This is a genomic window from Ruegeria sp. AK11, from assembly GCF_056541095.1.
Genome location: NZ_JBQFXU010000008.1, coordinates 89,444 through 115,360, shown reverse-complemented (window position 1 = coordinate 115,360; position 25,917 = coordinate 89,444). Strand labels below are relative to the sequence as shown.

27 protein-coding genes are annotated in these 25,917 nt (G+C 57.9%); 14 read left to right on the top strand and 13 right to left on the bottom strand.

Annotated features, from left to right (window positions below; translation table 11 throughout):
* Positions 1-37: 37 nt before the first annotated feature.
* Positions 38-1,870, bottom strand: coding sequence for a dihydroxy-acid dehydratase (gene ilvD / locus ACR0D9_RS16265; RefSeq protein ID WP_480488176.1), 1,833 nt, complete (start codon positions 1,868-1,870; stop codon positions 38-40).
* Positions 1,871-1,978: 108 nt separating this feature from the next.
* On the opposite strand from ilvD, the gene ACR0D9_RS16260 reads away from it, so the two are divergent.
* The 4 genes from ACR0D9_RS16260 to ACR0D9_RS16245 all read left to right on the top strand — a co-directional run bounded on the left by ACR0D9_RS16260 (position 1,979) and on the right by ACR0D9_RS16245 (position 4,940).
* Positions 1,979-2,542, top strand: coding sequence for a helix-turn-helix domain-containing protein (locus tag ACR0D9_RS16260; protein ID WP_480483875.1), 564 nt, complete (start codon positions 1,979-1,981; stop codon positions 2,540-2,542).
* Positions 2,539-2,808 carry a CBU_0592 family membrane protein gene (locus ACR0D9_RS16255; protein ID WP_480483876.1) on the top strand — a complete coding sequence of 90 codons (270 nt, stop codon included), beginning with the start codon at positions 2,539-2,541 and terminating at the stop codon, positions 2,806-2,808. Before ACR0D9_RS16260 ends, ACR0D9_RS16255 begins: the two co-directional genes overlap by 4 nt.
* Before the next feature lie 93 nt (positions 2,809-2,901).
* Complete coding sequence (gene sseA / locus ACR0D9_RS16250) at positions 2,902-3,756, top strand: 3-mercaptopyruvate sulfurtransferase (protein ID WP_480483877.1); 855 nt, start codon at positions 2,902-2,904, stop codon at positions 3,754-3,756.
* A complete protein-coding gene (locus ACR0D9_RS16245; protein WP_480539449.1) occupies positions 3,756-4,940 on the top strand; it encodes an amino acid aminotransferase in 1,185 nt (394 codons plus the stop codon). The genes sseA and ACR0D9_RS16245 overlap by 1 nt, the downstream gene beginning before the upstream one ends.
* 71 nt (positions 4,941-5,011) lie before the next feature.
* Here the strand turns inward: ACR0D9_RS16245 and ACR0D9_RS16240 are convergent, their stop codons facing one another.
* Together ACR0D9_RS16240 and ACR0D9_RS16235 are read right to left on the bottom strand one after the other, a co-directional pair.
* Positions 5,012-6,337 (bottom strand): ammonium transporter, encoded by a 1,326-nt coding sequence (locus ACR0D9_RS16240; RefSeq protein ID WP_480483879.1) that lies wholly within the window; start codon positions 6,335-6,337, stop codon positions 5,012-5,014.
* 33 nt (positions 6,338-6,370) lie between these two features.
* Positions 6,371-6,709, bottom strand: coding sequence for a P-II family nitrogen regulator (locus ACR0D9_RS16235; RefSeq protein WP_209507249.1), 339 nt, complete (start codon positions 6,707-6,709; stop codon positions 6,371-6,373).
* Positions 6,710-6,968: 259 nt separating this feature from the next.
* On the opposite strand from ACR0D9_RS16235, the gene ACR0D9_RS16230 reads away from it, so the two are divergent.
* A complete protein-coding gene (locus ACR0D9_RS16230) occupies positions 6,969-9,143 on the top strand; it encodes a transglycosylase domain-containing protein (protein WP_480539447.1) in 2,175 nt (724 codons plus the stop codon).
* Positions 9,144-9,218: 75 nt separating this feature from the next.
* On the opposite strand, the gene leuB is transcribed toward ACR0D9_RS16230, so the two are convergent.
* The gene (gene leuB / locus ACR0D9_RS16225) at positions 9,219-10,322 is read right to left on the bottom strand and encodes a 3-isopropylmalate dehydrogenase (protein WP_209507247.1); all 1,104 of its coding nucleotides are present in this window, start codon (positions 10,320-10,322) and stop codon (positions 9,219-9,221) included.
* A gap of 91 nt (positions 10,323-10,413) precedes the next feature.
* On the opposite strand from leuB, the gene ACR0D9_RS16220 reads away from it, so the two are divergent.
* Positions 10,414-10,941, top strand: a complete 528-nt coding sequence (locus ACR0D9_RS16220; RefSeq protein WP_480539445.1) for a redoxin domain-containing protein — start codon at positions 10,414-10,416, stop codon at positions 10,939-10,941.
* 3 nt (positions 10,942-10,944) lie between these two features.
* Here ACR0D9_RS16220 and ACR0D9_RS16215 read toward each other — a convergent pair whose 3' ends face one another.
* Positions 10,945-11,838: a LysR family transcriptional regulator gene (locus ACR0D9_RS16215; protein WP_209599231.1), complete on the bottom strand. Its 894-nt coding sequence runs from the start codon at positions 11,836-11,838 to the stop codon at positions 10,945-10,947.
* Between the two features lie 84 nt (positions 11,839-11,922).
* Between ACR0D9_RS16215 and ACR0D9_RS16210 the strand changes: the two genes are divergently transcribed.
* On the top strand, positions 11,923-12,825 hold the full coding sequence (locus ACR0D9_RS16210; protein WP_480539443.1) for a Rossmann-fold NAD(P)-binding domain-containing protein: 903 nt from the start codon (positions 11,923-11,925) through the stop codon (positions 12,823-12,825).
* On the opposite strand, the gene ACR0D9_RS16205 is transcribed toward ACR0D9_RS16210, so the two are convergent.
* From ACR0D9_RS16205 to ACR0D9_RS16180, 6 genes are all read right to left on the bottom strand, one after another.
* Complete coding sequence (locus ACR0D9_RS16205; protein ID WP_480539441.1) at positions 12,822-13,850, bottom strand: endonuclease/exonuclease/phosphatase family protein; 1,029 nt, start codon at positions 13,848-13,850, stop codon at positions 12,822-12,824. The two genes, ACR0D9_RS16210 and ACR0D9_RS16205, sit on opposite strands and share 4 nt — an antisense overlap.
* Positions 13,847-14,677: a hypothetical protein gene (locus ACR0D9_RS16200; protein ID WP_480474695.1), complete on the bottom strand. Its 831-nt coding sequence runs from the start codon at positions 14,675-14,677 to the stop codon at positions 13,847-13,849. The genes ACR0D9_RS16205 and ACR0D9_RS16200 overlap by 4 nt, the downstream gene beginning before the upstream one ends.
* 333 nt (positions 14,678-15,010) lie before the next feature.
* Complete coding sequence (gene leuD, locus ACR0D9_RS16195; RefSeq protein ID WP_480483885.1) at positions 15,011-15,616, bottom strand: 3-isopropylmalate dehydratase small subunit; 606 nt, start codon at positions 15,614-15,616, stop codon at positions 15,011-15,013.
* 41 nt (positions 15,617-15,657) lie between these two features.
* Positions 15,658-16,200 (bottom strand): HdeD family acid-resistance protein, encoded by a 543-nt coding sequence (locus tag ACR0D9_RS16190; protein ID WP_480483886.1) that lies wholly within the window; start codon positions 16,198-16,200, stop codon positions 15,658-15,660.
* Between the two features lie 37 nt (positions 16,201-16,237).
* Positions 16,238-17,641 (bottom strand): 3-isopropylmalate dehydratase large subunit, encoded by a 1,404-nt coding sequence (gene leuC, locus ACR0D9_RS16185; RefSeq protein WP_480483887.1) that lies wholly within the window; start codon positions 17,639-17,641, stop codon positions 16,238-16,240.
* 43 nt (positions 17,642-17,684) lie between these two features.
* Complete coding sequence (locus ACR0D9_RS16180; RefSeq protein ID WP_245220657.1) at positions 17,685-17,780, bottom strand: isopropylmalate isomerase; 96 nt, start codon at positions 17,778-17,780, stop codon at positions 17,685-17,687.
* Positions 17,781-17,896: 116 nt separating this feature from the next.
* Here ACR0D9_RS16180 and ACR0D9_RS16175 point away from each other — a divergent pair, with 116 nt between their 5' ends.
* From ACR0D9_RS16175 to ACR0D9_RS16160, 4 genes are all read left to right on the top strand, one after another.
* Positions 17,897-19,249 carry a mechanosensitive ion channel family protein gene (locus ACR0D9_RS16175; protein WP_480539439.1) on the top strand — a complete coding sequence of 451 codons (1,353 nt, stop codon included), beginning with the start codon at positions 17,897-17,899 and terminating at the stop codon, positions 19,247-19,249.
* Between the two features lie 164 nt (positions 19,250-19,413).
* The gene (gene rsfS / locus ACR0D9_RS16170; RefSeq protein ID WP_480483888.1) at positions 19,414-19,773 is read left to right on the top strand and encodes a ribosome silencing factor; all 360 of its coding nucleotides are present in this window, start codon (positions 19,414-19,416) and stop codon (positions 19,771-19,773) included.
* 44 nt (positions 19,774-19,817) lie between these two features.
* Positions 19,818-20,288 carry a 23S rRNA (pseudouridine(1915)-N(3))-methyltransferase RlmH gene (rlmH, locus tag ACR0D9_RS16165; RefSeq protein ID WP_480483889.1) on the top strand — a complete coding sequence of 157 codons (471 nt, stop codon included), beginning with the start codon at positions 19,818-19,820 and terminating at the stop codon, positions 20,286-20,288.
* A 1-nt stretch (position 20,289) separates the two neighbouring features.
* Entirely contained in the window at positions 20,290-20,775 is a 486-nt protein-coding gene (locus tag ACR0D9_RS16160; protein WP_480483890.1) for a flavodoxin family protein, read from the top strand.
* A 3-nt stretch (positions 20,776-20,778) separates the two neighbouring features.
* Here ACR0D9_RS16160 and ACR0D9_RS16155 read toward each other — a convergent pair whose 3' ends face one another.
* The gene (locus tag ACR0D9_RS16155) at positions 20,779-21,126 is read right to left on the bottom strand and encodes a hypothetical protein (RefSeq protein ID WP_480483891.1); all 348 of its coding nucleotides are present in this window, start codon (positions 21,124-21,126) and stop codon (positions 20,779-20,781) included.
* 35 nt (positions 21,127-21,161) lie between these two features.
* Positions 21,162-21,872 carry a DUF599 domain-containing protein gene (locus ACR0D9_RS16150; protein WP_480483963.1) on the bottom strand — a complete coding sequence of 237 codons (711 nt, stop codon included), beginning with the start codon at positions 21,870-21,872 and terminating at the stop codon, positions 21,162-21,164.
* Between the two features lie 80 nt (positions 21,873-21,952).
* On the opposite strand from ACR0D9_RS16150, the gene ACR0D9_RS16145 reads away from it, so the two are divergent.
* Genes ACR0D9_RS16145 through glcF form a run of 3 tightly spaced genes read left to right on the top strand, consistent with a single transcriptional unit; the run spans position 21,953 to position 25,861 of the window.
* The gene (locus ACR0D9_RS16145) at positions 21,953-23,392 is read left to right on the top strand and encodes an FAD-linked oxidase C-terminal domain-containing protein (RefSeq protein WP_480539437.1); all 1,440 of its coding nucleotides are present in this window, start codon (positions 21,953-21,955) and stop codon (positions 23,390-23,392) included.
* Between the two features lie 50 nt (positions 23,393-23,442).
* A complete protein-coding gene (locus ACR0D9_RS16140; RefSeq protein WP_480539435.1) occupies positions 23,443-24,543 on the top strand; it encodes an FAD-binding protein in 1,101 nt (366 codons plus the stop codon).
* Positions 24,544-24,547: 4 nt separating this feature from the next.
* Positions 24,548-25,861: a glycolate oxidase subunit GlcF gene (gene glcF, locus ACR0D9_RS16135; protein WP_480488163.1), complete on the top strand. Its 1,314-nt coding sequence runs from the start codon at positions 24,548-24,550 to the stop codon at positions 25,859-25,861.
* Positions 25,862-25,917: the final 56 nt, after the last annotated feature.

Sequence of the window (25,917 nt, the reverse complement as noted above, 5' to 3'; positions counted from 1 at the left end):
CCGGTCTGCCGCGTCAGCAGACCGGTAATGTGTCAGTTTAGACTTGGCGTACGGCACCTTTTGCCGCGCTGGTGGTCAGCTTGGCATAGGCCTTCAGCGCGGTAGACACCTTGCGTTTGCGCGGCGCAGCAGGCACCCAGCCTTTTACGTCCTGTGCTTCGCGCCGGGCGGCAAGCTCTTCATCTGACACGGCCAGATTGATCGAGCGGTTGGGGATGTCGATTTCAATCGTGTCGCCATTCTGGACCAGGCCAATCTCTCCGCCTTCAGCCGCCTCGGGCGAGACATGGCCGATCGACAAACCGGATGTTCCGCCCGAAAACCGCCCGTCGGTTAGCAGGGCGCAGGCTTTGCCCAGACCCTTCGATTTCAGATAGGATGTCGGGTACAGCATTTCCTGCATCCCCGGACCGCCACGCGGGCCTTCATAGCGGATCACCACCACGTCGCCCTCTTTCACCTTGCCAGTGAGAATATCGCTGACTGCCTGATCCTGGCTTTCGCACACGTAAGCCGAGCCAGTGAATTGCAGGATATTGGCATCCACACCAGCGGTTTTCACGATGCAGCCGTCGCGGGCGATGTTACCGAACAGAACCGCCAGACCACCGTCCTGACTGAACGCGTGTTCCTTGGACCGGATCACGCCGCCCTTGCGATCAGTGTCCAGTTCCTTGAACCGGTTCGACTGGCTGAACGCCTGTGTGGTGCGCACACCGCCGGGGGCGGCCTTGAACAGTTCCTGTGCCTTGGGGTTGTTGGCGATGGTGATGTCCCAGTTGGCAATCGCCTCTCCCATCGTGGCCGAATGCACGGTGCTGCATTCGTTGTGCAGCAGGCCCGCACGGCTGAGCTCACCCAGGATCGAGAAGATACCACCGGCACGGTGGACGTCTTCCATATGCACATTTTCGGTGTTGGGCGCGACTTTGCAGAGGCAGGGAACACGACGGCTGAGGCGGTCCATATCGGCCATGGTGAAGTCAACTTCACCCTCATGCGCGATGGCCAGCAGGTGCAGCACCGTGTTGGTCGATCCACCCATGGCGATATCAAGGCTCATGGCATTTTCGAACGCATCAAAGGTGGCAATCTCACGGGGCAGAAAGCCTTTTTCATCCAGATCGTAATGGCGCTTGGTAATCTCGACGATCCTGCGGCCGGCTTCAAGGAACAGTTCTTTGCGGTCTGCGTGCGTCGCCAGAGTCGAGCCGTTACCCGGCAGGGCCAGACCCAGCGCCTCGGCCAGACAATTCATCGAATTCGCGGTGAACATGCCCGAACATGAACCACATGTGGGGCAGGCGTTTTCTTCGATGTGCTGAACCTGTTCGTCGGTGAACTTGTCGTTCGCAGCGGCCACCATAGCGTCCACAAGGTCAATCTTCTTGGCTTCCAGATCGGCGATGTCGATCTTGCCCGCTTCCATCGGACCGCCTGAGACGAAAATGGCCGGGATGTTCAGACGCATGGCGGCCATCAGCATGCCGGGAGTGATCTTGTCGCAGTTCGAAATGCAGACCATAGCGTCCGCACAATGGGCGTTGACCATATATTCGACCGAATCCGCGATCACTTCGCGTGAGGGCAGCGAATACAGCATCCCGTCATGGCCCATGGCGATACCGTCATCCACGGCGATCGTGTTGAACTCTTTCGCCACGCCACCTGCGGCTTCGACCTCGCGCGCGACCATCTGGCCCAGGTCCTTCAGATGCACGTGACCCGGCACAAACTGGGTGAATGAGTTGACGATGGCGATGATCGGTTTGCCGAAATCGTCGTCACCCATACCTGTGGCCCGCCAAAGGCCACGTGCGCCAGCCATGTTGCGGCCATGGGTAGAGGTTCTGGATCGGTACATTGGCATGATGCTGTTTTCCCTGTTGCCTCGGGTTGCATAATTCGGGGTTCGTACGTTATAGCGCACGTAGCACATGTGCGTTATAACGTACAAGGTAAATCGCAGGGCGCGGGTATGGCTATGGACGACATTACGCTGAAATTACGGGATGTGCGGACAGCTTCGGGGTTGAGCCTGTCCAAAGTCGCCGAGATGACCGGGGTCAGCAAAGCCATGCTTGGCCAGATTGAGCGCGGCGAATCGAGCCCAACGATCGCCACGCTTTGGAAAATCGCCAAAGGCTTTCAGATACCGCTCAGCGGGTTGATCGACACAACGCTGGGCGATCCATCGGTCTTTCAGACTGTAACCTTTCCCGGCAGTATCGAGGTCAAGATCGTCTTTCCCTTCGATCCCGCACTGGGAGCCGAGACTTTTCACGTGAACCTTGCCGCGAACCAAAGCCACGAATCCCCGGCTCATGCCGCCGGGGTGACCGAGGAAGTATTTGTCCTCAGCGGTACTTTGGAAATTCTGCGTGGCGAGGAATGGGTGCCCTTACAGGCCGGGCAGGGGTTGCGCTTTGCTGCGGACCTGCCGCACGGGTATCGCGCCGGTTCGCAAGGAGCCGCGTTTCTAAACATGCATCACTATGCGCAACACACTGAATCTCCTGAAAATGGCACGGCCCAGATATGACGGCTATCTTTGACACACTTACCATCGTGGATGCCATCGGCTCATTCGGGGCGCTGATCGTGGTGGCGGCGTATTTCGCGACGCAGATGCGGATGATGAATTCCGATGACCTGGCCTTTCCGGTGATCAACCTGCTGGGGTCTGTCCTGATCGTCTTTTCGCTGCTTGAGAATTTCAATCTGGCCTCGATGCTGATCGAAGGGTTTTGGATTGTGATCAGTGTCATCGGCATCATCCAGCATTTCCGCCTGCGCAAGGCGCGATAATTCCTGAGGTCAACAAGCGCTAGCGCTATCCAGCCTTGAACGCCCATGCCACGGCGTATAGGGAAACCCCAAGCTCGCTTAGGGGAGGCTTTGATGCAGGACGATCCAAAAACCCTCGTATCCACCGAATGGCTGGCCGCGCATATGAAAGACCCGGATCTGCGGATTCTGGACGGGTCGTGGTATTTGCCCGCGCAAAACCGTGATGCCAAGGCCGAATATGATGCCGGGCATATCCCCGGAGCACGGTTCTTCGATATTGATGAGATATCAGATCACCGTTCCGACCTGCCTCATATGGCACCACCGGTCGAAAAATTCATGTCACGCCTGCGGGCCATGGGTGTCGGTGATGGTCATCAGGTTGTGGTTTATGATGGTGCCGGGCTGATGTCCGCAGCGCGCGTTTGGTGGCTGTTCCGTCTTATGGGGCAGGAAAACATCGCGGTTCTGGATGGGGGGTTGCCAAAATGGCAGGCCGAGGGGCGCGAGATCGAGGATCTGCCTCCGGTCATTCGCGACCGCCACATGACTGTTCGCGTGCAAAACCAGCTTGTCCGGGACGTCACGCAAGTTTCCGCCGCCGCCAAGCTGGCAGATCACGAGATCATCGATGCCCGCTCGGCCGACCGGTTTGCCGGAACCGCACCCGAGCCGCGCGAAGGGCTGCGTTCGGGCCATATTCCCGGCTCGCGGAATGTGCCCTTTGGGCAGTTGTTGAACGCCAACGGAACAATGAAGTCGCCCGAGGACTGCCGCGCCATATTCGAGGCTGCAGGTGTCGATCTGTCGAAACCGGTGATCACCTCTTGCGGGTCTGGCGTCACGGCCGCGATTCTCAGCCTTGCGTTGGAACGCATGGGCAAGAAAGACCACTCGCTTTATGACGGCTCCTGGGCTGAATGGGGTGCCTTCCCGACCCTGCCCGTCGCAACCGGAGAGAACTGATGTTCGAGAACCTGAAACCGCAGCCCGCCGACAAGATTCTGGCGCTGATGCAGATGTACCGCGAAGACCCGCGCGATCAGAAGATCGATCTGGGTGTTGGTGTCTACAAGAATGCCGAAGGCGTGACGCCGGTAATGCGCGCGGTGAAAGCCGCCGAACAGCGCATCTGGAAAGAACAGGAAACCAAGGCCTATACCGGTCTGGCCGGTGATCCGGCCTATGCGGATGTGATGATCGGTTTGATTTTGGGTACTTCTGTGCCACGCGGCAACATCGCCGCAGTGGCGACACCGGGAGGCACCGGTGCCTGCCGTCAGGCGTTCGAGTTGATCCGGATGGCGAACCCTTCGGCACGTGTGTTTGTGTCGAACCCGACCTGGCCCAACCATCTGTCGATCCTGAATTACCTTGGGATGGAAACGGTTCAGTATCGTTACTTCGATGAAGACACTCGGGGCGTCGATTTCGATGGGATGATCGCAGACCTGAAAACCGCCAAAGCGGGTGACGTGGTTTTGCTGCATGGCTGCTGCCACAATCCGACCGGTGCCAATCTGAACATGGTGCAATGGCAGGAGGTCGTGAACCTGATCAATGCGCTGGGCCTCGTTGCGATGATCGACATTGCCTATCAGGGCTTTGGTGACGGTCTGGAAGAGGATGCGCAAGGCGTGCGACTGGTGGCGTCATCGGTAAAGGAATGTCTGATTGCGGCGTCATGTTCGAAAAACTTCGGCGTCTATCGTGAGCGCACCGGGTTGCTGATGGCCGTCAGTGACAACGCGGCTGAAACGGCGTTGAATCAGGCCACGCTGGCGTTTTTGAATCGCCAGAACTACTCCTTCCCGCCGGATCACGGCGCGCGCGTGGTGACGACCATTCTTATGGATGAGGCGTTGCGGGCAGACTGGGCAACTGAGCTGGAAGAGGTTCGCCTGTCCATGCTGGGCCTGCGCCAGCAATTGGCTGACGAGTTGCAGCGTCTGGCCGGATCCGACCGGTTTGGGTTCATCGCCCAGCACCGCGGCATGTTCTCGCGCTTGGGTGCGGCCCCGGAACTGGTCGAGAAACTGCGCGTTGAACACGGTATCTACATGGTCGGCGACAGTCGCCTGAACATTGCCGGGCTGAACGCAGCGACTGTGCCGATTTTGGCCAAAGCAATAGTGGATGTCGGGGTGTAGACGCAGACGCGACATTTGAAACGAAAACCCGGGCGCGAACGCCCGGGTTTTTTGTCAGGTGAAGGCAAGGCTTAGCCTTTCGAGAATTCGGGGTATGCTTCCATTCCCAGTTCAGCCATGTCGAGGCCGTTGATCTCATCCTCTTCGCTGACACGGATGCCGACGGTGGATTTCAGGATCGCCCACAGGATCAGTGCGCCGACAAAGGTGAAAACGCCGTATGCGACGATGCCCAGAAGCTGCGAGCCCAGGCTCGCGTCACCGTAGAAAATGACGGCGATGGTGCCCCAGATGCCACAGAACAGGTGAACCGGGATGGCACCGACAACATCATCGATCTTGAGCTTGTCCAGCATCGGGACCGCGAAGACCACGATGATACCACCCACGGCGCCGATCCACAGGGCACCGAACAGGGTCGGGGCCAGCGGCTCGGCCGTGATCGAGACCAGACCGGCCAGTGCGCCGTTCAGCACCATCGTCAGGTCAGGCTTCCTGTACAGAACCTGGGTCAGGATCAGCGCTGCAACCGAGCCCGAAGCCGCGGCCATGTTGGTGTTGGCAAAGATGCGTGACACGTCCGATACATCGCCCACGGTTCCCATCGCCAGCTGCGAGCCGCCGTTGAATCCGAACCAACCCAGCCACAGGATGAACGTTCCCAGGGTCGCCAGTGCCAGGTTAGAGCCGGGCATCGGGTGAACTTTGCCATCTTTGTACTTGCCGATCCGCGGGCCTAGGATAAGGGCCCCTGCCAGCGCAGCCCAGCCACCGACCGAGTGTACGATGGTCGAACCGGCAAAGTCTGAGAAGCCCTTGGCATCCAGCCAGCCGCCGCCCCATTTCCATGAACCGGAAATCGGGTACATGATGCCTGTCAGCACGATGACGAAGATCAGGAAAGGCCAAAGCTTGATCCGTTCCGCCACGGCGCCGGAAACGATGGATGCGGTCGCGGCCACGAACACAAGCTGGAAGAAGAAGTCTGAACCGACCGAAGCATAGTCCAGTGCCGCATCCGCCGGCGCAACACCAACCGCATCAAGCGTTGTGGTCGAAAAGAACGGGCCAAGCCAGCCCGTGATGGACCAGCCGTCGCCTGGATACATCAGGTTGAATCCGATCAGCCAATACATGATTGCGGCAAATGAAAACAATGCCACGTTCTTGATCATCTGCATGGCAACGTTCTTGGATCGCACCAGACCGCCTTCCAGCATGGCAAAACCTGCAGCCATGAAGAAAACAAGAAAGCCCGCCATCAGAAACAGAAGCGTGGTAAAGATATACTGGGTGTGCTGTGCCGCTTCGCCGGTTGCGGCGGCCTCTTGCGCAAGACCCATCTGCGGCAGCGCAACAATGGCGGCGGCAGGGATGAGAGATTTCATCAGGTTCATTGTCAGTCCTCGAATGATTGTGAGTGGGCGCACTTACAGCGCGTCCTCGTTGGTTTCCCCGGTACGCACACGCATCGCCTGTTCGACATCGAGGACAAAAATCTTGCCGTCACCGATCTTGCCGGTTTTGGCGGTTTTGGTGATGGTCTCGACGATCTGGTCGGCCATTGTCGCAGGCACCACGATCTCAAGCTTGATCTTGGGCACGAAGTTCACCGCATATTCGGCACCACGATAGATTTCGGTGTGACCGGACTGTGAGCCGAAGCCCTTGATCTCGGTTACCATCATGCCGCGCACGCCAGCCTCGGTCAGTGCTTCGCGCACCTCCTCCAGCTTGAACGGCTTGATTGTCGCAATGATCAGTTTCACGTCTTTCCCCTATGATTGTCCGGTGGGACCGGCTTGTTTGCACCTGCAGAAAAAAAGCGCGCCGCGGCGCAGTAAGAAACGCTTTCGGGGCCAAAACCTGTCGGAAAATAATGCGAAGTTGCACAATTTTTGCACAACACAGCCGTTGCGACTAATAATTGAGCACTATAGAGAGGGGAAATTCCGGAAATTCGGACCTCTACATACTGCGGTTGTCGAGGTATGGTGACCAAAAAGTATAACCGGGCAGAGTTTGAGCATGACTGAGTCCAAGCGCCGCAAGCCGACATTGGTCGCGGATAGACGGTACCCTTCAAAGGGCCGAAAACCGGCGGCGACCAAATGCGCGGCGGGCAAGAAATCGACGGCGCGCAAAACGGCCACGCGCAAAACCACACGCAGGAAAACCCGCAAGTCATCAGGGGGCAAAGGCGGTGGTATCTTTCGCCGTTTGTTCTGGTGGATCTGGCGGCTGATCTGGGGCCTGACCTGGCGTGTCGGTGCGATTTCGGCCATGCTGCTCGCGCTGGCGGTGGGTATCGTCTACGCCACGTTGCCGGATGTGGATGCCTTGCTGGATGGGCGTGCGCGGGGGTCCGTGACCTTGCTGGATCGTGACGGCAAGGTCTTTGCCTGGCGTGGTGATCAGTTTGGTGGCGTGATCACGGCCGATACCGTGTCTCCGCATCTGAAAAACGCGGTTGTCGCAACCGAAGACAAACGATTTTACCGGCATTTCGGGGTCAGCCCGCGTGGTGTCGCCAGCGCGGTCAGCATCAACCTGAAAGAAGGCCGCGGGCCTTTGTCCGGGCATGGCGGATCGACGATCACGCAACAGACCGCGAAACTGCTGTGTCTGGGTGTTCCCTATGATCCCAGCGATTGGGATTCCGAGGCCGCGTATGAGGCCGACTGCCGTCAGGGTTCCTTGTGGCGCAAGGCCAAGGAGGCTGTCTATGCGCTGGCAATGGAGGTGAAATACTCCAAGGACGAGGTCCTGACGATCTACCTGAACCGCGCCTTTCTTGGCGCAGGCGCGCGTGGGTTCGAAGCCGCAAGCCAGCGCTACTTTGGAAAATCTGCCGCCGAGGTTTCGCCCGCAGAGGCCGCGATGCTGGCTGGTCTGCTGGTTGCGCCTACACGCTATGCGCCGACCAACAACCTGCAACGGTCTCAGGATCGGGCGCGGCTGGTTATCGGTCTGATGGAGGATCAGGGATATCTGACCGCCGCACAAGCCAGCGAAGCGCGTACGCGCCCGGCGCAACTGTCTGAAGCGGCTGCTGCCCGAGCGGGCGGCTATTTCGCAGATTGGGTTGTTTCGGAACTTCCCAGTTATTTTGGCGACAACACAACCGAAGATGTTGTGATTCAGACGACTTTGGATCAGCGGATTCAGCGATCGGCGGAAGAGGCTTTGCAATTCATCTTTCAGGAAAAGGTGCGCGAAGGCTCCAAGGCGCAGGCGGCCATCGTGGTTATGTCCGCGGACGGAGCGGTAAGAGCCATGGTCGGCGGCCGAGAAACACGGGTTGCCGGGGTGTTCAACCGGGCCACCATCGCCAAGCGCCAAACCGGTTCGTCCTTCAAACCTTTTGTCTACGCCACCGCGCTGGAACTCGGCTATTCGCCGCTGGATACGGTGATGGATGAACCTTACTGCGTGGACATTCCCGGGTCCGGTCAATGGTGCCCCAAGAACTATACCAACAAGTACTACGGGCGCGTGTCACTGGCGGATGCGTTGAAGAACTCGCTGAATATTCCGGCGGTGAAAGTTGCCGAGATTTCGGGTTTGGATAACGTCCGCACCGTGGCCAGTGGTTTTGGCATTGCCAGCGATCTGGCGCAAGGTCCGGCCTTGGCGCTGGGCGCGTCGGAAAGCACGCTGATTGAGATGACGGGGGCTTATGCAGGTATTCTGAACGGCGGCTCTGCCGTTGAACCTTATGGCCTGACCGAGTTGAAGCTACTGGGTGATGAAGCACCTGTCATGGTTACGACAACCGGTATCGGTGAACGGGTGATTAACGACGCGGCTGCCAAACAGCTGACATGGATGATGGAACGTGTGGTGTCCGAGGGCACAGGTGGACGGGCCAAGTTGCCCGGCTGGCAGGTGGCGGGCAAAACGGGCACAACCCAGGCGGCGCGGGATGCATGGTTCATCGGGTTTACTGCGGATTACGTAACCGGCGTTTGGATGGGCTACGACGACAACACGCCCCTATCTGGTGTGACCGGTGGAGGTTTGCCCGCGGAAATCTGGAGAGAAACCATGCTGCGAGTCACCGAAGGGATGACACCGACACCCTTGCCGATGATGGCACCAGCGCCGCCGGTTCAGGTCGCACAGCCACAACCGCGCAGAAAGCGCGGAGGCTTTGCCGATGATATCAACAATCTTCTGAAGAATATTTTCGGTGGAAACTAGAGCCTTCTCTGAGGGAAAAAACGAAAAAAGGCGGTGCATCGGGCACCGCCTTTTGTCATTTCGCTGTTTCGTGTTTCAGACGCTGGCATCCAAGGCCGCAAGGATCGCGTCGCCCATTTCAGTGGTTGATACGGGCTGAACGCCCTCATCTGCAAGCAGGTCGCCGGTGCGTACACCATCGGCCAGTACTTTCTCGATCGCGGCCTCCAGACGATCCGCTTCTTCGCCCTGATCAAAGCTGTAGCGCAGGGCCATAGCAAAGCTGAGGATACAGGCGATCGGGTTGGCTTTGCCCTGACCGGCGATATCCGGGGCCGAGCCATGGACGGGTTCATACATTGCCTTGGGCCGACCATTAGCCATCGGCGCGCCCAGAGAGGCCGAAGGCAACATGCCCAGCGACCCGGTCAGCATCGCGGCGCAGTCGGACAGGATGTCACCGAACAGGTTGTCGGTCAGGATCACATCAAACTGTTTCGGTGCGCGCACAAGCTGCATCGCGCCGTTGTCAGCGTACATATGGCTCAGCTCAACTTCGGGGTAGTCCGCTGCGACGCGGGTGACGACTTCGCGCCACAGGATGCCCGATTCCATGACGTTGGCTTTTTCCATCGAGCACAGCTTTTTGTTGCGGCGCATTGCCAGTTCAAAAGCCGAGCGCGCGGCGCGTTCGATCTCGGATTCGGTGTAACGCTGGGTGTTGATGCCGACGCGTTCGTTGCCTTCCTCGAAGATGCCGCGCGGCTCACCGAAATAGACGCCCGACGTCAGTTCGCGCACGATCATGATATCCAGACCGGCAACGATGTCTTTCTTCAGCGAAGAGAAATCGGCAAGCGCGTCAAAACACTGCGCGGGGCGCAGGTTCGAATACAGGTCCATTTCCTTACGCAGGCGCAGCAGGCCACGTTCGGGTTTCAGGCTGAAATCCAGATCGTCGTATTTCGGACCGCCGACGGCGCCCAGCAGAACCGCGTCAACCTCTTGCGCCTTTGCCATGGTCTCATCGGACAGAGGCTTGCCGTGGGCGTCATAGGCGGCACCACCCACCAGGTCCTCGCTCACGTCAAATTGAAGACCACGATTGGCACCGAACCAATCGATGATTCTGCGCACTTCGGCCATAACTTCTGGGCCAATTCCGTCTCCGGGCAGGATGAGGAGCGAGGGGTTGGGCATGAAGGGTCTCCTTGCGTTTTGTTGCACAGGCCCTAGCGTCTGCGCAGCATCGGGTCAATGAGACAGACCTGTCAAAACACAAGGAAAACACATGCTGACACCCGGAAATCTGGTTCCTGCGCTGAAAATTGAAACTGTCGCCCATGGCAGTTTCGACCTCGAGACCAACAAGGGCGAAAACGGAACGCTGGTGATTCAATATCGCGGATTGCATTGCCCGATCTGCATCAGGCAGATGACCGAGGCCGAGGCGGCGCTGGACGATTTCGCGGCGCTGGGTGTCGAGGTTATCATGATCACCACCGATACCGCCGAACGTGCCGCTGAAACCGCAGCAAAAGCCAATGTTTCCCGCCTGCGTGTAGGCCACAGCCTGCCCCTGTCTGAGGCACGGGAGGGTTGGGGGCTGAACATCTCGACCAGGCGCGAAGGCAGTGCCGAACCAGACCTGTTTGCGGAACCCGGACATTTTTACATCGCACTTGACCGGACGCTTTATTTTGGGTGGCAGCAGACCACGCCTTTTGGACGTCCGTCGATGTCGGATATCGCGGGTGGTCTGAAGTTCACTTTGGGCAATAACTACCCGGCGCGCGGAACGTATACGGGCCCACTTTGATCCTCAGAGGCTGGCCTTGAGCCCTTCTGCCAGCAAATCCCAGACCCTGCGGATACGTGGGGTCTGGCGCATGGCCTGCGGCGCAGCCAACCACACGGGCAGAACCGGGATTTCAACATCCAGCGGCAAGATTTCGACATCCGGGTCGGCTTCTGCCATCTGGACCTGACTGAAGCCAATGCCGCATCCCGCGCGGATCAGTTCCCAATAGGCGCTTTGCAGATCGCAGCGGGTCGCAAAACTGTTGCGGCTTGCGGGCCATCCTTTTTCGCGCATGGCCTTGATGATTTCCTGATTGGCGTCAAACCCCACAAGGTCGTGGGAAAAAAGTTCCTCGGGTGTCTTGGGGCGTCCCTTACGGTCGAGATAGGACCTGGCCGCGCAGAAGCATAACGGCACCTCACCCAGATAACGCGAAATGATATCCATTTGCGCGGGGCGATACATGCGAACGGCAATATCTGCCTCGCGGTACAACAGGTTTTCCGTGGTATCGGTGGCGACCAGCTCAAGTTGAATGGCGGGTTCCTGCCTTCGGATATTCGCCAGAATCGGTGGCAGCAAGTGATGCGACGCGAAGACCGAAGCGGTGATGCGGACCGAGCCTTCAAGCTGCTGCGACTGCCCTGCGGCGGCAAGGCTGAAGGCAGTCATGGCGCTGTGCATTTGCTGCGCCATTGGCAAGAGTTGGGAACCTGCCACGCTCAGTTTTAGGCCACGCGCGTGCCGGTCGAACAAGGATACGCCCAGTTCGGTCTCAAGGCTTTGTACTTGCCGCCCCAATGTGGGTTGGCTGCGATCAAGGTGCCGAGCAGCGGCAGACAGGGATCCTGTTTCGGCCACGGCCAGAAAGCTTTGGATCAGAGACCAATCCGCATGTGTCAGTGCTTTATCCATTCATAATTGAATACACATTCTACATTTCCCGGCAATTCCATACGTGCATTGAATGGATAGATTGGTCTGAAACAGGAGGCATCAATGACACAAACTGCTCTGATACTCGGCGCGTCGGGCCGGTTTGGGCGCAATGCTGCAAAGGCGTTTCGGAATGCGGGTTGGACCGTGCAGACATTCCGTCGCGGGTCCGGTTCTCTTTCCCAGGCGGCAAAAGGGGTGGATGTCATCGTAAATGGGTGGAACCCGCTCTATCCTGATTGGTCGCGTGAAATGCCCGACCTGACCAGACGCGTGATAGACGCCGCGTCCGAGACCGGAGCCACCGTATTGGTTCCCGGCAACGTCTATGTGTTTGGAGTGGACACGCAAGGCCCATGGTCCGGCCTTACACCGCACTTGGCCACCAATCCGCTTGGCCGTATCCGGATTGAAATGGAGGAGGCGTATCGCGCTTCAACCGTCAGAACGATCCTTCTGCGAGCAGGCGATTTCATTGACACTGAGGCATCTGGAAACTGGTTCGATCAGGTCATGATCAAGCATCTGTCGCGCAATCAATTCGTGTATCCCGGAGATCCGGAGGCCCCGCACGCCTGGGCCTATCTGCCTGATCTGGCCCAAGCTGCCGTCGCGCTATGTGAAATCCGAAAGGATCTGCCGCGGTTCTGCGATGTTCCTTTTGCTGGCTACACCCTGACCGGAGCTGAGATCGCGCAGTCTCTGACGAGAGTGACCGGGCGGGACATATCCGTGAAGCCTATGCAATGGTGGCCATTGCAGCTGGCGCGACCATTCTGGCGCATGTCCTCACACCTGATTGAAATGCGGTATCTGTGGCAGGTGCCGCACCAGTTGGACGGATCGTACCTGACCGAGTTGCTGGGTTCTGTGTATCAGACAGATCTGGATGATGCATTGCGTTCTGCGATCTCTCCCAGCCTTGTGGCTTTGCCCTATGCGAACGGAGAGTCGGTCACGCCTTAAGGCAGGGTGACGTCAATCCAGACCAATCGGTGCCTGCTGGCACGTAGGGCAGATTCGTATAGCTTGCTGCCTTCTTCCGGCCACGTCACACCGGCGTCCGAAATGCGCAGGTCGGCGGACGGCAACACATAATCCACGCGCATTTCACCCGTGGCCTTCCAAGCGACCGTTGAGGTCGAGCCTGACGGGTCTTTCGGCAGCGGGTCTTGCAGACGGGGATGGGCCAGAAGGGACTGAATGGCCTGTTTACGGCCCTCCCCACGCGTTGGGTCAAGGTTGGCATCGCCGGCGATCAAAAAGGGACTTTCGGGGACTGGCCCCAGTTCACCGTTCAGTAAAACGGACCAGAGCCGGATCTCATCCTGATTGCGCAAGCCATTTCGATCCTCGGGCCCATCGAAAACGGGTGGCGTCGCATGAAAGGTCATCAAGTTGAGCCGCCCATAAGGGGTTTCGATCGGTACAACCCAGTGTGCGGTCGAAGACAGGCGTTGTATCTGATGTGCCGCGTCAGACGGGAAGGGGTGCCCGTTTACGCCAGGCAGGGTGGCGCCCGGTAAACTGCGCCACAACAGTTCGGAATAATCCTGAACCTCGGCGGTGATAATTTCGTATCGCGACAACAACGCCAACCCACCCTGACCGGTGAACTGCCCCCAGCCTTGGGCGTCGCCGGGGCCTTGGGTCTTGTCATCACCGTCCAGATCAAGCGAGGTTTCCAGGCCGGCATTGGGTTGTGTGGCAAGGTAATATCCATAATCAAGCCCCGCGTTGCGCAGTTTCCCAATCAGGGCGATTACAGCGGTATTGTTCAGATCCCAGTCGATACCCTGAAGGGCGATTATGTCAGGGCGCGCCGACGCAATAACGTCGACAACGGCCAGAACCTGCGCGTCATCGCGTTGAATGTCGCGAAGCAACAAACCGGGACCATTTCTGCTAAGCTCGGTATTATAGGTGGCAATGCGCACGACTTCTGCCTGTGCCGCAAAGGGCAGCCATAGCAGACACAAGATGCGGATCATGCGGTCTGTGTTGACTCGCTGGTCGAATAGGCGCGGCGTTTTTCCATGATCAAGCCCGCGATCCTGAGGGTCGCCATGCCGCGCATGATCATGCTGGCGGGCAGGAAGGCCCATGCGCTCATGGTCCAGATCAAGGTCTGTGGATTCCCGAGAGAGATCGGGGCGATCACACTGCTCATCAACTTGATTATCGCCGGAATGAGGAATGGCAGCAGAATGCCGATACAGATGTTCAGGCGGCCATCCCGTTGAAGGCGCGTAACGACATCGCCCCCTTTGGTCGGGTCAAACAGCGGCAGGTTTGTCCAAACATTGAAGGCGCCATTTCCGGTTGGCCAACCCCGAACCCTGACCGCATAGGCAAAGCTGACAATCGTGACCAATGCCGCGACATAAGCTACGCTGGCCGTGATGCGGACAAGTTCAATCAAGGCGTGGCTGGCATCCGGGGGCAACATCAACACGATGAGGCGCACCGGAGAATAGGGGAAGTCCACCACATTTGCGACAGCCAAACCAACCGAATAAGAGAATGTGGTCAACTGCGTTGGTTCAAAGGCGTTTTTGCAGATCAGCGTCAGAAAGGTGACCATCGACATCAGGCCGACAAACCGAAGGCGATTGACCGGGGGCGCGTCGCGGAATTCGATAAAGCTGGGAAAGGCAGAATTGTATTCGGCAAAGGTCAGGATAAACGCGAGGATCGCGAGAAAGACCAGTATCTCGGTCCCGTTCGTAGATGAGACAGGCAGGTACAACGCAGGTGTCAGCACCATAAGTGCAACAAGTATACCGCGTATCGCCGCCCCTGTTGTGCGCGCAATCACTATCCGAACCCTTTTTCAAACCGGATCAGCCGATCTTTGTCGACTTGTTTCCAACTTGTGCCCGTCGCTTCGTCTGACGTTGACGGATGCCTCTTCAGCGTCAACATGAACGATAAGCGGCATTTTGCTCAAGCCGAGGTGCAGAAAACACGGGATTTCGGGCAAAAAGATGGCGCAACTGGTGCGGTATTGCATCATTTTCGACGCAAATCCGACGTGTATCTCAAATTGATATCCACATGTTGTGGTTTTCGAAAAATCAACCCCAAGAATGCGAGCGGGGCCGCCTTGGCGACCCCGTCAGGTTGAGTATCCACAGATTCGTCCCCAGAATCACACCCAGGGGCGGGCCTGACTGGCGTGATCCTCGAACTTGTCGATGTGATGATCTTTTTCCATCGTCAGCCCGATATCATCCAGACCATTCAGCAGGCAGTGCTTGCGGTGAGGATCGATTTCGAAATCGATCACGACGCCGTCCGATGTGGTGATCTGCTGGTCTTCCAGATGTACGGTCATGCGGGCGTTTTCGCCTTTATGCGCATCATCCATCAGGATCGCGTGGTGTTCTGCCCCGACAACAATCGGCAGAATGCCGTTCTTGAAACAGTTGTTGAAGAAGATGTCGGCAAAACTGGTCGAGATCACGACCTTGATGCCGAAATCCTTGATCGCCCAGGGCGCGTGTTCGCGTGAGGACCCACAGCCGAAGTTGTCGCCAGCAACCAGAATCTCGGCCTCGCGATAGGCGGGCTTGTTCAGGACGAATTCTTCATTCTCCTGACCGTCATCGTGATAACGCATCTCGTCGAACAGAACGACACCCAGGCCCGACCGTTTGATGGTTTTCAGGTGCACTTTAGGGATGATCATATCGGTGTCGATATTGATCAGCGGCATTGGGGCGGCCACCCCGTGGACTTTTTCAAACTTATCCATGTTCACACTCCTGCGGGAGAGGGCCGCGCCCAGACCCCGCGTTAAGCTTGTTTCGTTTCTTTTGGTGCGTCCTTGACGAAGAACGCCATGAAGACAAGGCCGAGCCCGTTAAAGATCATCTCGATCCCCAGCAGGATGCCCAGCAATTGCAGCAGCACTGAAGGGTCCATTGCAGCAAAGCGCCAGATCAGGATTGCAAGAACAATCGACATGATGCCCGAGACCAGCGTCGCCCAGAAATACTGTGTTCCACGCATCTGGAACGACAGGATCACGCGGGCAATGCCGCCAGCCATGAACAGGATCAGGCAGACGGTTGCCAGTGTCAGCGTTCCTTGCAGTGGGTGATCCAGAAAGGACCAGCCCAGAAACAGCATCACGACACCCATGATAAGTGACAGTATCTTGTTGCCGGTCCCTTCGACTGTGAAGCCGCCAACAACCTGCAATGCGCCCGAAATCAACAGCAATACACCTGTGAACACCGTCACGGTAATTGATGCCACGACCGGTGCGCCCAGCACAAAGATGCCGAACACGATGGACAGAAGTCCAAGCAATAGCCATTTTGTCCAGTCACTCATGTCTTCAATCCCTCAAATATCCAGTTATGAGGGTAGCTTACATCATTTCACGAACGTCTGTCAGCCGTCCTGTGATTGCCGCTGCGGCGGCCATTGCCGGGCTCAGCAGGTGGGTACGCCCGCCCCGGCCCTGACGGCCTTCGAAGTTGCGGTTTGAAGTCGCGGCGCAGCGTTCACCCGGTTGCAACTGGTCGGGATTCATCGCCAGACACATCGAACATCCTGCCAGACGCCACTCGAAACCGGCTTCTTTGAAGATATCCGCCAGACCTTCTTCTTCGGCCTGCGCGCGGACGAGGCCCGAGCCCGGAACGACCATGGCGCGCATGCCGTCCTTGATCTTTTTGCCTTTCAGAATCTCGGCGGCGGCTCGCAGGTCCTCGATCCTGCCGTTGGTGCACGAGCCGATAAAGACGGTGTCGATCTCAACTTCGCTCAGCTTCTGGCCGACTTTCAGTCCCATATACTCTATGGAGCGGCGGGCTGCATCGACTTTGCCGCCTTCGAAATCCTCGGGGTTCGGGACGGTTGCGGTGATCGGCAGAACGTCCTCGGGGCTGGTGCCCCAGGTCACGACCGGCGCGATGTCTTCGCCGCGCAGAGTGATGACCTTGTCGAAATGCGCGTCTTCGTCGGTGTAAAGCGTTTTCCACCATGTCAGAGCCGCTTCCCACTGCGCCCCTTTCGGCGCGTGCGGGCGGCCTTTGACATAGTCGAACGTTGTTTCATCCGGCGCGATCAGGCCGGCACGAGCCCCGCCTTCAATCGCCATGTTGCAGACGGTCATGCGACCTTCCATCGACAGATCACGGATCGCTTCGCCGCAATACTCGATGACATAGCCGGTACCGCCAGCAGTGCCGGTCTCACCGATCACAGCCAGAGTGATGTCCTTGGCGGTCACGCCCGGTTGCAACTTGCCGGTGATTTCCACCTTCATGTTTTTGGACTTCTTCTGGATCAGCGTTTGCGTGGCCAGAACATGCTCAACCTCGGACGTACCGATGCCGTGGGCCAGCGCGCCGAATGCACCGTGGGTCGCTGTGTGGCTGTCGCCGCAGACAACGGTCATACCCGGCAGGGTCCAACCCTGTTCCGGTCCAACGATGTGGACAATGCCCTGGCGCACGTCATTCACCGGGTAGTAGTGAATGCCGAAATCCTTGGCGTTCTTGTCCAGCGCCTCGACCTGAATGCGTGATTCCGGGTTTTCGATCCCATTCACGCGGTCCGGTGTGGTCGGCACGTTGTGGTCCGGTACAGCGATGGTTTTTTCCGGCGCGCGCACTTTACGGCCTGCCATGCGCAGCCCTTCAAATGCCTGCGGGCTGGTGACTTCGTGCACCAAATGGCGGTCGATATAAAGCAGGCAGGTTCCATCATCGGCTTCGTGCGCGACATGGGCATCCCAGATCTTGTCATAGAGTGTCTTGGGGGACATCGGTCCTCTCCCGTATGTAATGAGAAATAGCTGGCGAGTTGGCTCAGGCGACGGATAGGCGCGCCAGAACCGTGCGGGCAGCGCCAAAGAACCGTTCACGCAAGCGCGCGCGATCTTCCAGATTCTGAAGTTGGGCCACATTGAGTCTCATGCGGTTCAGATATACCGCGCCCTTCCGGCAATCAAGGTTCAAAACCAGTGTCAGGCTTGCATCGCCCTGCATTGCTGTCCAAGCTGGCCCCGCAGGAGACGTGCATGAACCAAGACCTGATCCCAAGTACGCTGACCGACCTCTATAACAACATGGTTGCGGCTTTTTCCGCGCAATTCGAGAGGCTGCTTGATCTGATCGTCACGCCAGGCTGGCGACAATATCAATTGCTCATCATCCTGTTGCTGTGGGCGCTGGCTTTGCTGCTGAAATTCCTGACCCAGTCTAGATGGGATGCCTGGGCTCGTTCACGCACGGGATGGCCAAAATGGCGGCTGCGGGTTCTGGTACAGCTGATGCGGCGGTTGGCGCTGGTCTACTTCATCCTGCTTTCGTGGGCATTGTATCTGACCATGCAGCAGCTCACCTGGCCATCGCGCAGCTATATTATCGGGGTGATAGCTACGTTGGCGGCGGCGTGGCTGGCGATAGCACTGGTCGCGAGACTGGTCCAAAACCGCACGCTTCGCCGGATTTTCAAGTGGGCAATGTGGTTCTACGCAACGCTTGTCGCGCTGAATCTGACGGATGATGTCGCGGGTTTTCTTGACGGTGTCGCGATTTCCATTGGGGACCTGCATATTTCGGCTCTTGGGATTCTCAAGGCAACTTTGCTGATTGGCATCCTGCTGACACTGGCCCGTATCGGCACGCGCGCAGCCGAACGCGCATTGCAAAGCAATGACGACATAACCCCGTCCATGCAGGTGCTGCTGTCAAAAGGCATACAGGTTCTGCTTTACGGGGCAGTCTTTATAGCTGCGATCCGAACGTTGGGGTTCGATCTGACCGGCATCGCGCTTTTGTCTGGCGCCATCGGCGTGGGTATCGGGTTCGGTTTGCAAAAAGTGGTGTCGAACCTGATATCGGGGATCATCATCCTGATGGACCGCTCGATCAAGCCGGGCGACGTGATCTCGTTGGGGGATACGTTCGGTTGGATCAACTCGCTTGGCGCGCGATATGTGTCGGTCGTAACACGGGACGGGCGCGAGTACCTGATCCCAAACGAAGATCTGATTACCAACCAGGTGGTGAACTGGTCTCATTCCGACCGGTTCGTGAGATTGGATCTGGATTTTGGTACCAGCTATGACGACGATCCGCATAAAGTGCGCGCAACCGCAATCAGGGCGGTAAAGGCGGTTGCCCGGGTCCTGAGCGGCGGCAAACATGAACCGGTTTGCCACATCACCGGTTTTGGTGACAGCAGCGTGGATTATGTGCTGAGGTTCTGGATCAGCGACCCGACAAAGGGGCTGACCAATATCCGGGGCAATGTCTATCTGGCGCTCTGGGACGCATTCAAGGAAGAAGGCATCTCGATCCCCTTCCCACAGCGCGAAATCCGACTGTTACCGGACGGCGCAACTGCGCAACAGATCATCACAGAGTAAGCGTCTGTGGACGCCCTGCAGCGTGCATTCATTGAAATGTTGCATTCCCCTTGCTACCTTATTAGTACCCCGGCGCCGGGGTTTCGCGGCGCGCAGCAAAGGAGGACTATGTCCTGTCTCTACATACACAGGCGGGTTTGCCCGCCGATGATGGGGTCAACATAATGGCCCACTCTCAGTCAATCAGCGACAAGCTGCTTGAACGAATCCTTTCCTCACTTTCCGATGACAAGGCCGAAGACGTCGTGCAGATCAACCTGCAGGGCAAATCATCGGTTGCGGATCACATGGTGATTGCCTCGGGTCGGTCGACCCGTCAGGTTTCGGCCATGGCGGAAAAGCTGACGGATCGCATCAAGCAGGAATTCGGTTTCACCTCGAAGGTCGAAGGCAAGGACACCGGCGACTGGGTGCTGATCGATACGGGCGACGTGATCGTCCATATCTTCCGCCCCGAAGTGCGTGAATTCTATCAGCTGGAAAAGATGTGGCTGCCTCAGAGCGGCAGCGCCTCGGCGAACTGAGGCGCTATCCCGGCCTGCATTAACAGGCCGGAGGCGAGAGAGACATGCGTATCAGCATAGTTGCGGTCGGGCGATTGCGCGCCGGACCCGAGAAGACACTGCTTGACGATTACCTGACCCGATTTGACCGGACCGGCCGTGCGCTGGGCCTTGGGCCTGCGCAGGTGATCGAGGTTGAAGACAAAAAAAACGCAGGCATGGCAGCCGAGGCCACGGTGCTGCGCAGGGCCCTGCCCAAAGGGGCGGTGTTGTGCACGCTGGATGAACGGGGGCGGGTCATGTCCTCGCCCGATTTCGCGAAAAAGCTGGGTGATTGGCGCGACGCGGGTCGGCAGGACCTGGCGTTTGTGATCGGTGGTGCGGACGGAATTGACCCAGTTCTGCGGACCGAGGCGGATTTTTCCATTTCATTCGGGTCGATGGTCTGGCCCCATATGCTGGTCCGTGTGATGCTGGCCGAGCAACTTTACCGGGCCGCGACCATTCTGTCAGGTGGCCCCTACCACCGGGTCTGACATGGCGCAGCTTCTGATCGTTTATCACTCCCGCACAGGCGGTGCCCGGCAGATGGCCGAAGCCGCGGCCGAAGCTGCGCGAGGTGAGGCTGACACAAAGCTTATGCCTGCCGATCAAGCCGGGCCGGAAGATCTATTGGCTGCCGATGGCTACATCTTTTGCGCGCCAGAAAATCTGGCGGCAATCTCGGGTCTGATGAAGGAATTCTTCGACCGTTGCTACTACCCGGTGCTGGGAAAGCTAGAAGGCCGACCCTATGCGCAGATGATTTGCGCAGGATCGGATGGCGAGAATGCCGCCCGTCAGATCGCACGGATAGCCACCGGTTGGCGATTGAAAGCTGTTCAGCCTCCGCTGATCATCTGCACTCATGTACAAACGCCCGAGGCCATCTTGGCCGAAAAGACAATCCCGCAAGACCAGCTGGATCAATGCCGCGAGACAGGAGCCGCTTTGGGTGCGGGTCTGGCCATGGGTATTTTCTGAGGATCAATCCAGTTTGACCACTGTGGTGCCTTCATTCCATCCATCGACGATGCACCGTGCCTGAATTTGCACCTGAGTCATGCCTTCGGGAATGACCACCCCGCCCAGAGAGCGGGTAAAGGGTTGTTCGGTTTCGTGTGGATGGAGCAGGACGCGCATTCCCAACTCGTTTCCATCCATATCCAGAACACGCCAGCCGTCGGCGTAATGATCCCAACCCGTATCGGGATGCCGGATCGTCACATCGAACCGCCATGTATCACCGTTTGCACTGGTGAGGACCTGTTCGATTGTTGGCGGGTCGGCAAGGGCAGGGCTCGCCAACATGGCGCAGAGAATCAAGTATCGCATCGCACCAGTGTAACCAGTGTGGCGGTGTGTCGGTATCACGTATCCGTGCTGGCCGCTCGGGCCATCAGTATTTCCCGCGAGTGTGAGGTGAACTCGCGCCGATACAAGACGCCAAACGTGACCGCTGTACCCAAAATGAGCGCGACAGGTCCAAGAAACCATGCCAACGACGCCAGTGCAAAATAAGTGGCGCGCAGACCACGGTTGAAGCTGCGCGCGGCGGTGACACAGATCTCAGCCGCCTGACCGGCGCGGGGATAGGTTTGCGGGTCTTCGGGGTCATTGGGAACTGCAGCCATCAACACGGCGCAGTATCCGAAAAGGCGGTGCGCCCAGACATATTTCAGAAATGCGTTGGCCAGTAGCAATACGACGAAAAGGATTTTGATCTCCCAGACCATTGCCGGGACACTGCCGATGGCGAGGTCGATTGCGACGCCTGCCAGCCTTTCGGTGTTGCCCAGCAAGGCCAGCCCGCCCCCGATGGCAATCATCGTGGTCGACGCGAAGAATGTACTGCCCTGCCGCATGGCCGCCACGACCTGTGCGTCAAACATGCGCGGTTGGCGGGTCACCATCTCGCGCATCCAGTCGCGCCGGTAATCGTCCATCATAAGGGCTACGGATTGCCTCTGCGGTGACGGATGTTCAATTTTCCACCCAATCCACAGCCAAGCAACCAGCAGTAGAAGCAGCGATGCATAGTCCAGAGGGGCAAAAAGAGCGGCACGTTCGATCCAGGTCATGACCGCGACAGTAAGGCCGGGCATGGGAACTTGCCAGCGCGATAAATTGGTAATATTATTTTACCAAAAAGAGGAACGCCATGGAGATGCCAAAGCCAAGCCCGGATGTTCTGAGCCGGAAATCTGCGCTTGTTGCGCGGCTGTCGCGGGTTCTGCCCGAAGAGGCGATCATCCACGACCCCGCCGAAACCCGCGCTTACGAGTGTGACGCCTTGACGGCTTATAGATGCCCGCCAATGCTGGCCGTGCTGCCGTCAAGCACACAGCAGGTTTCGGATGTTCTGCGCATTTGTCATGACGAAAACGTGCCTGTGGTGCCGCGCGGGGCGGGTACTTCGCTGGCCGGTGGAGCCTTGCCGACTGCGGATTGCGTCATTCTGGGCGTCGCACGGATGAATGAGGTGCTGGAAATCGACTATGACAACCGCTTCATCAGAGTACAGACGGGTCGCACCAATCTAAGCGTTACCGGCGCGGTCGAAGAAGAGGATTTCTTCTACGCCCCCGATCCGTCTTCGCAGCTGGCTTGTGCCATCGCGGGCAATATCGCGATGAATTCGGGCGGTGCGCATTGCCTTAAATATGGGGTGACAACAAACAACCTGTTGGGCGTGACCATGGTCATGATGGATGGCAGCGTTGTCGAAATTGGTGGTGCGCATCTGGATGCACCAGGTCTGGACCTGTTGGGTGTCATCTGTGGGTCTGAAGGCCAGCTGGGTGTGGTGACCGAGGCCACGTTGCGTATTCTTCGCAAGCCCGAGGGCGCACGACCGGTCCTGATGGGTTTTAATGACAATGAGGTTGCGGGGCAGTGTGTCTCGGACATCATCCAATCGGGCATATTGCCGGTCGCGATCGAGTTCATGGATACATTGTGCATCAGGGCCTGCGAAAACTTTGCCCATGCCGGGTATCCCGATTGCAACGCGCTGCTGATCGTCGAAGTGGAGGGGTCTGACGCTGAAATAGATTTTCAGCTTTCGAAAATCATCGAGATAGCAAAACGCCATGACCCGGTTGAATTGCGCGAAAGCCAGTCGGCCGAGGAAAGCGCCAAGATCTGGTTGGGTCGGAAATCTGCATTCGGTGCCATGGGACAATTGAACGATTACATGTGTCTGGATGGCACGATCCCGGTGTCAGCCCTACCAACCGTTCTGCGTCGTATCGGAGAATTGAGTGGGGAGTTTGGGTTGCCGGTCGGAAATGTGTTCCACGCGGGCGACGGAAATATGCATCCGCTGATCTTGTTCGATGCCAACAAACCCGGCGATCTGGAAAAATGCGAAGCTTTTGGGGCAGAGATTCTGAAGCTGTGTGTTGACGAGGGCGGCTGTCTGACCGGGGAACATGGTGTGGGGATCGAAAAACGGGATCTGATGTCGCATCAATACTCACCTGCCGACCTTGAGGCGCAGATGGCGGTTAAGGACGTTTTCGATCCCAAATGGCTGCTTAACGCGGCCAAAGTGTTTCCGCTCGACGTGTCAGAGCCGCGGCGAATGGCAGCAGAATAAAGGGGGCGCTGCCCCCTTGCCCCCGGAGTATTTTTGAAAAGATGAAGCCAATGAGACCTGAGACTGAGGCCGATCTGGCAAAGCTGGTGGCCGGGTTGGAAAACCCTGTACGCATTGTCGGAGGCGGGACGCGTGGAATTGCCGACCCGTATGCGGAAATCGAAACCGGAGCTTTGCGCGGTATCACGCTTTATGAGCCCGGGGCGCTGACCCTTGTAGCGCGGGCAGGGACACCCTTGGCCGAGATCACGGCAGTGCTGGAAGCAGACGGTCAGCACCTCGCGTTTGAGCCGATGGATCATCGCGGATTGCTGGGGACTCAGGGTGAGCCGACCATTGGCGGCGTCGTCGCGGCCAATACTTCGGGCCCGCGACGGATACAAGCCGGGGCCTGCCGGGATTTTCTGCTGGGGGTACGCTATGTCGATGGGTGCGGGCAGGTGATCAAGAACGGTGGCCGCGTGATGAAGAACGTCACCGGGTATGATCTGGTTAAATTGATGGGCGGGTCCTGGGGTACTTTAGGAGTTTTGACCGAAGTTTCGCTGAAGGTGCTTCCAAAACCAGAACGGGTGGCAACATTATCTGTTGGGGTCCGGGATGCTGGTACTGCGGTTCGGGTTCTGTCCGCCGCGCTGAGATCTCCGTTCGAGGTAACGGGGGCTGCGTATGATCCTGACGCCGGGAAAGCCCTGCTTAGGCTCGAAGGTTTCACGGACGCGGTTGCATATCGCACAGGCAGATTGACGGCTGAACTGTCCCGGTTTGGTGAGATTTCAGAAGAAGCAGGTGCAGACACGCTTTGGGCTGGTATCCGCGATGCTCATCCGTTTCAGAGGCAGGACGGGGATGTCTGGCGGCTTTCCGTAAAACCCGGAGATGCGGCCGAAGTTTCTGCGCGTGCTGAAGCGGATCAGTTACTGTTTGACTGGGGCGGCGGACTTGTCTGGCTGCGCGTCCCTAAGGGCACGGATCTGCGCGCGCGCCTAGGTGTGTTTTCTGGCCACGCGACACTTGTACGAGCGGATGCAGAAACAGTCGCGCGACTGGGGCGCTTTCAACCGGAGACCGCGGCCGTCTCGACCCTGACAAAGGGATTGCGCGCGAAGTTTGACCCACGTGGTTTGTTCAATCCAGGGCTGATGGGATAGGTTTATGCAGACATCATTCACTGAACGGCAGCTGCAAGACCCGGCAACCAAGCGCGCAAACGAAATTCTGCGAAATTGCGTCCATTGCGGATTCTGCACGGCGACTTGCCCGACTTATCAGGTTCTTGGCGACGAGTTGGACAGTCCGCGCGGGCGCATCTATCTGATCAAGGATATGCTCGAAAACGAGCGGCAGCCCGACGAAAAGACGGTCAAACATATCGACCGGTGCCTGTCCTGTCTGGCTTGCATGACCACTTGCCCGTCAGGTGTGCACTATATGCATCTGGTCGATCACGCGCGGGAATATATCGAGGCGAATTACAAACGCCCTTTGACGGATCGCATTTTGCGTTGGGTTCTTGCGCAGATCCTGCCCTATCCGATGCGCTTTCGCTGGGCCCTGATCGGGGCGAAACTGGGTCGCCCGTTTCGGTTTCTCATGCCAGATGCCCGGTTGCGTGCCATGCTGGACATGGCGCCCAAGAACATTCCGTCGGTCAGCCGTAATGATGATCCACAAAGCTTTGCGCCCGAAGGCGAGCGGAAAAAGCGGGTGACCCTGATGACGGGCTGCGCGCAGAAAGCGCTGAATACCGACATAAATGACGCCACGATCCGTCTGCTGACCCGGCTGGGATGTGAGGTTGTGGTGGCTGAGGGTGCTGGATGTTGTGGAGCACTGACCCATCACATGGGAAAGGTGAAAGACAGCCATGCAGCCGCAATCGCTAATATCAGAGCCTGGGTTCGCGAGATGGACGGCGACGGATTGGACGCCATCGTGATCAACACCTCGGGTTGTGGGACGACGGTCAAGGATTACGGGCATATGTTCCGGAACGACACGCTATCGGATGATGCTGCACGGGTCTCGGGTATCGCGATGGATATCAGTGAGCTGGTTATGCAACTGAATTTGCCCGAAGGGCGTGATCAGGACCTCACAGTTGCGTATCACGCAGCGTGTTCGCTGCAGCATGGGCAGAAGATCAAGACCTATCCCAAAGACCTGCTGAAACGTGCCGGGTTCCAAGTGGTCGAGCCCGCCGACAGCCATTTGTGTTGCGGCAGCGCGGGGACTTACAACCTGATGCAGCCGGAAATCTCGGGTCAGTTGAAGCAGCGCAAAATCAAAACACTTGAGGCGAAGAAGCCCGATATCATCGCCGCAGGCAATATCGGTTGCATGATGCAAATCGGGTCCGGCACCCAAGTGCCAGTCGTTCATACGGTCGAGTTGCTGGATTGGGCAACAGGGGGGCCGAAACCACCCGCGTTGCAACGGGCAGGAGATTCTGTTCCAATTTTGCGATAAGCCACTCTGATGCCGCCCCGCATCATTTCCTCAGGAAATTCACCTGAACACCGATC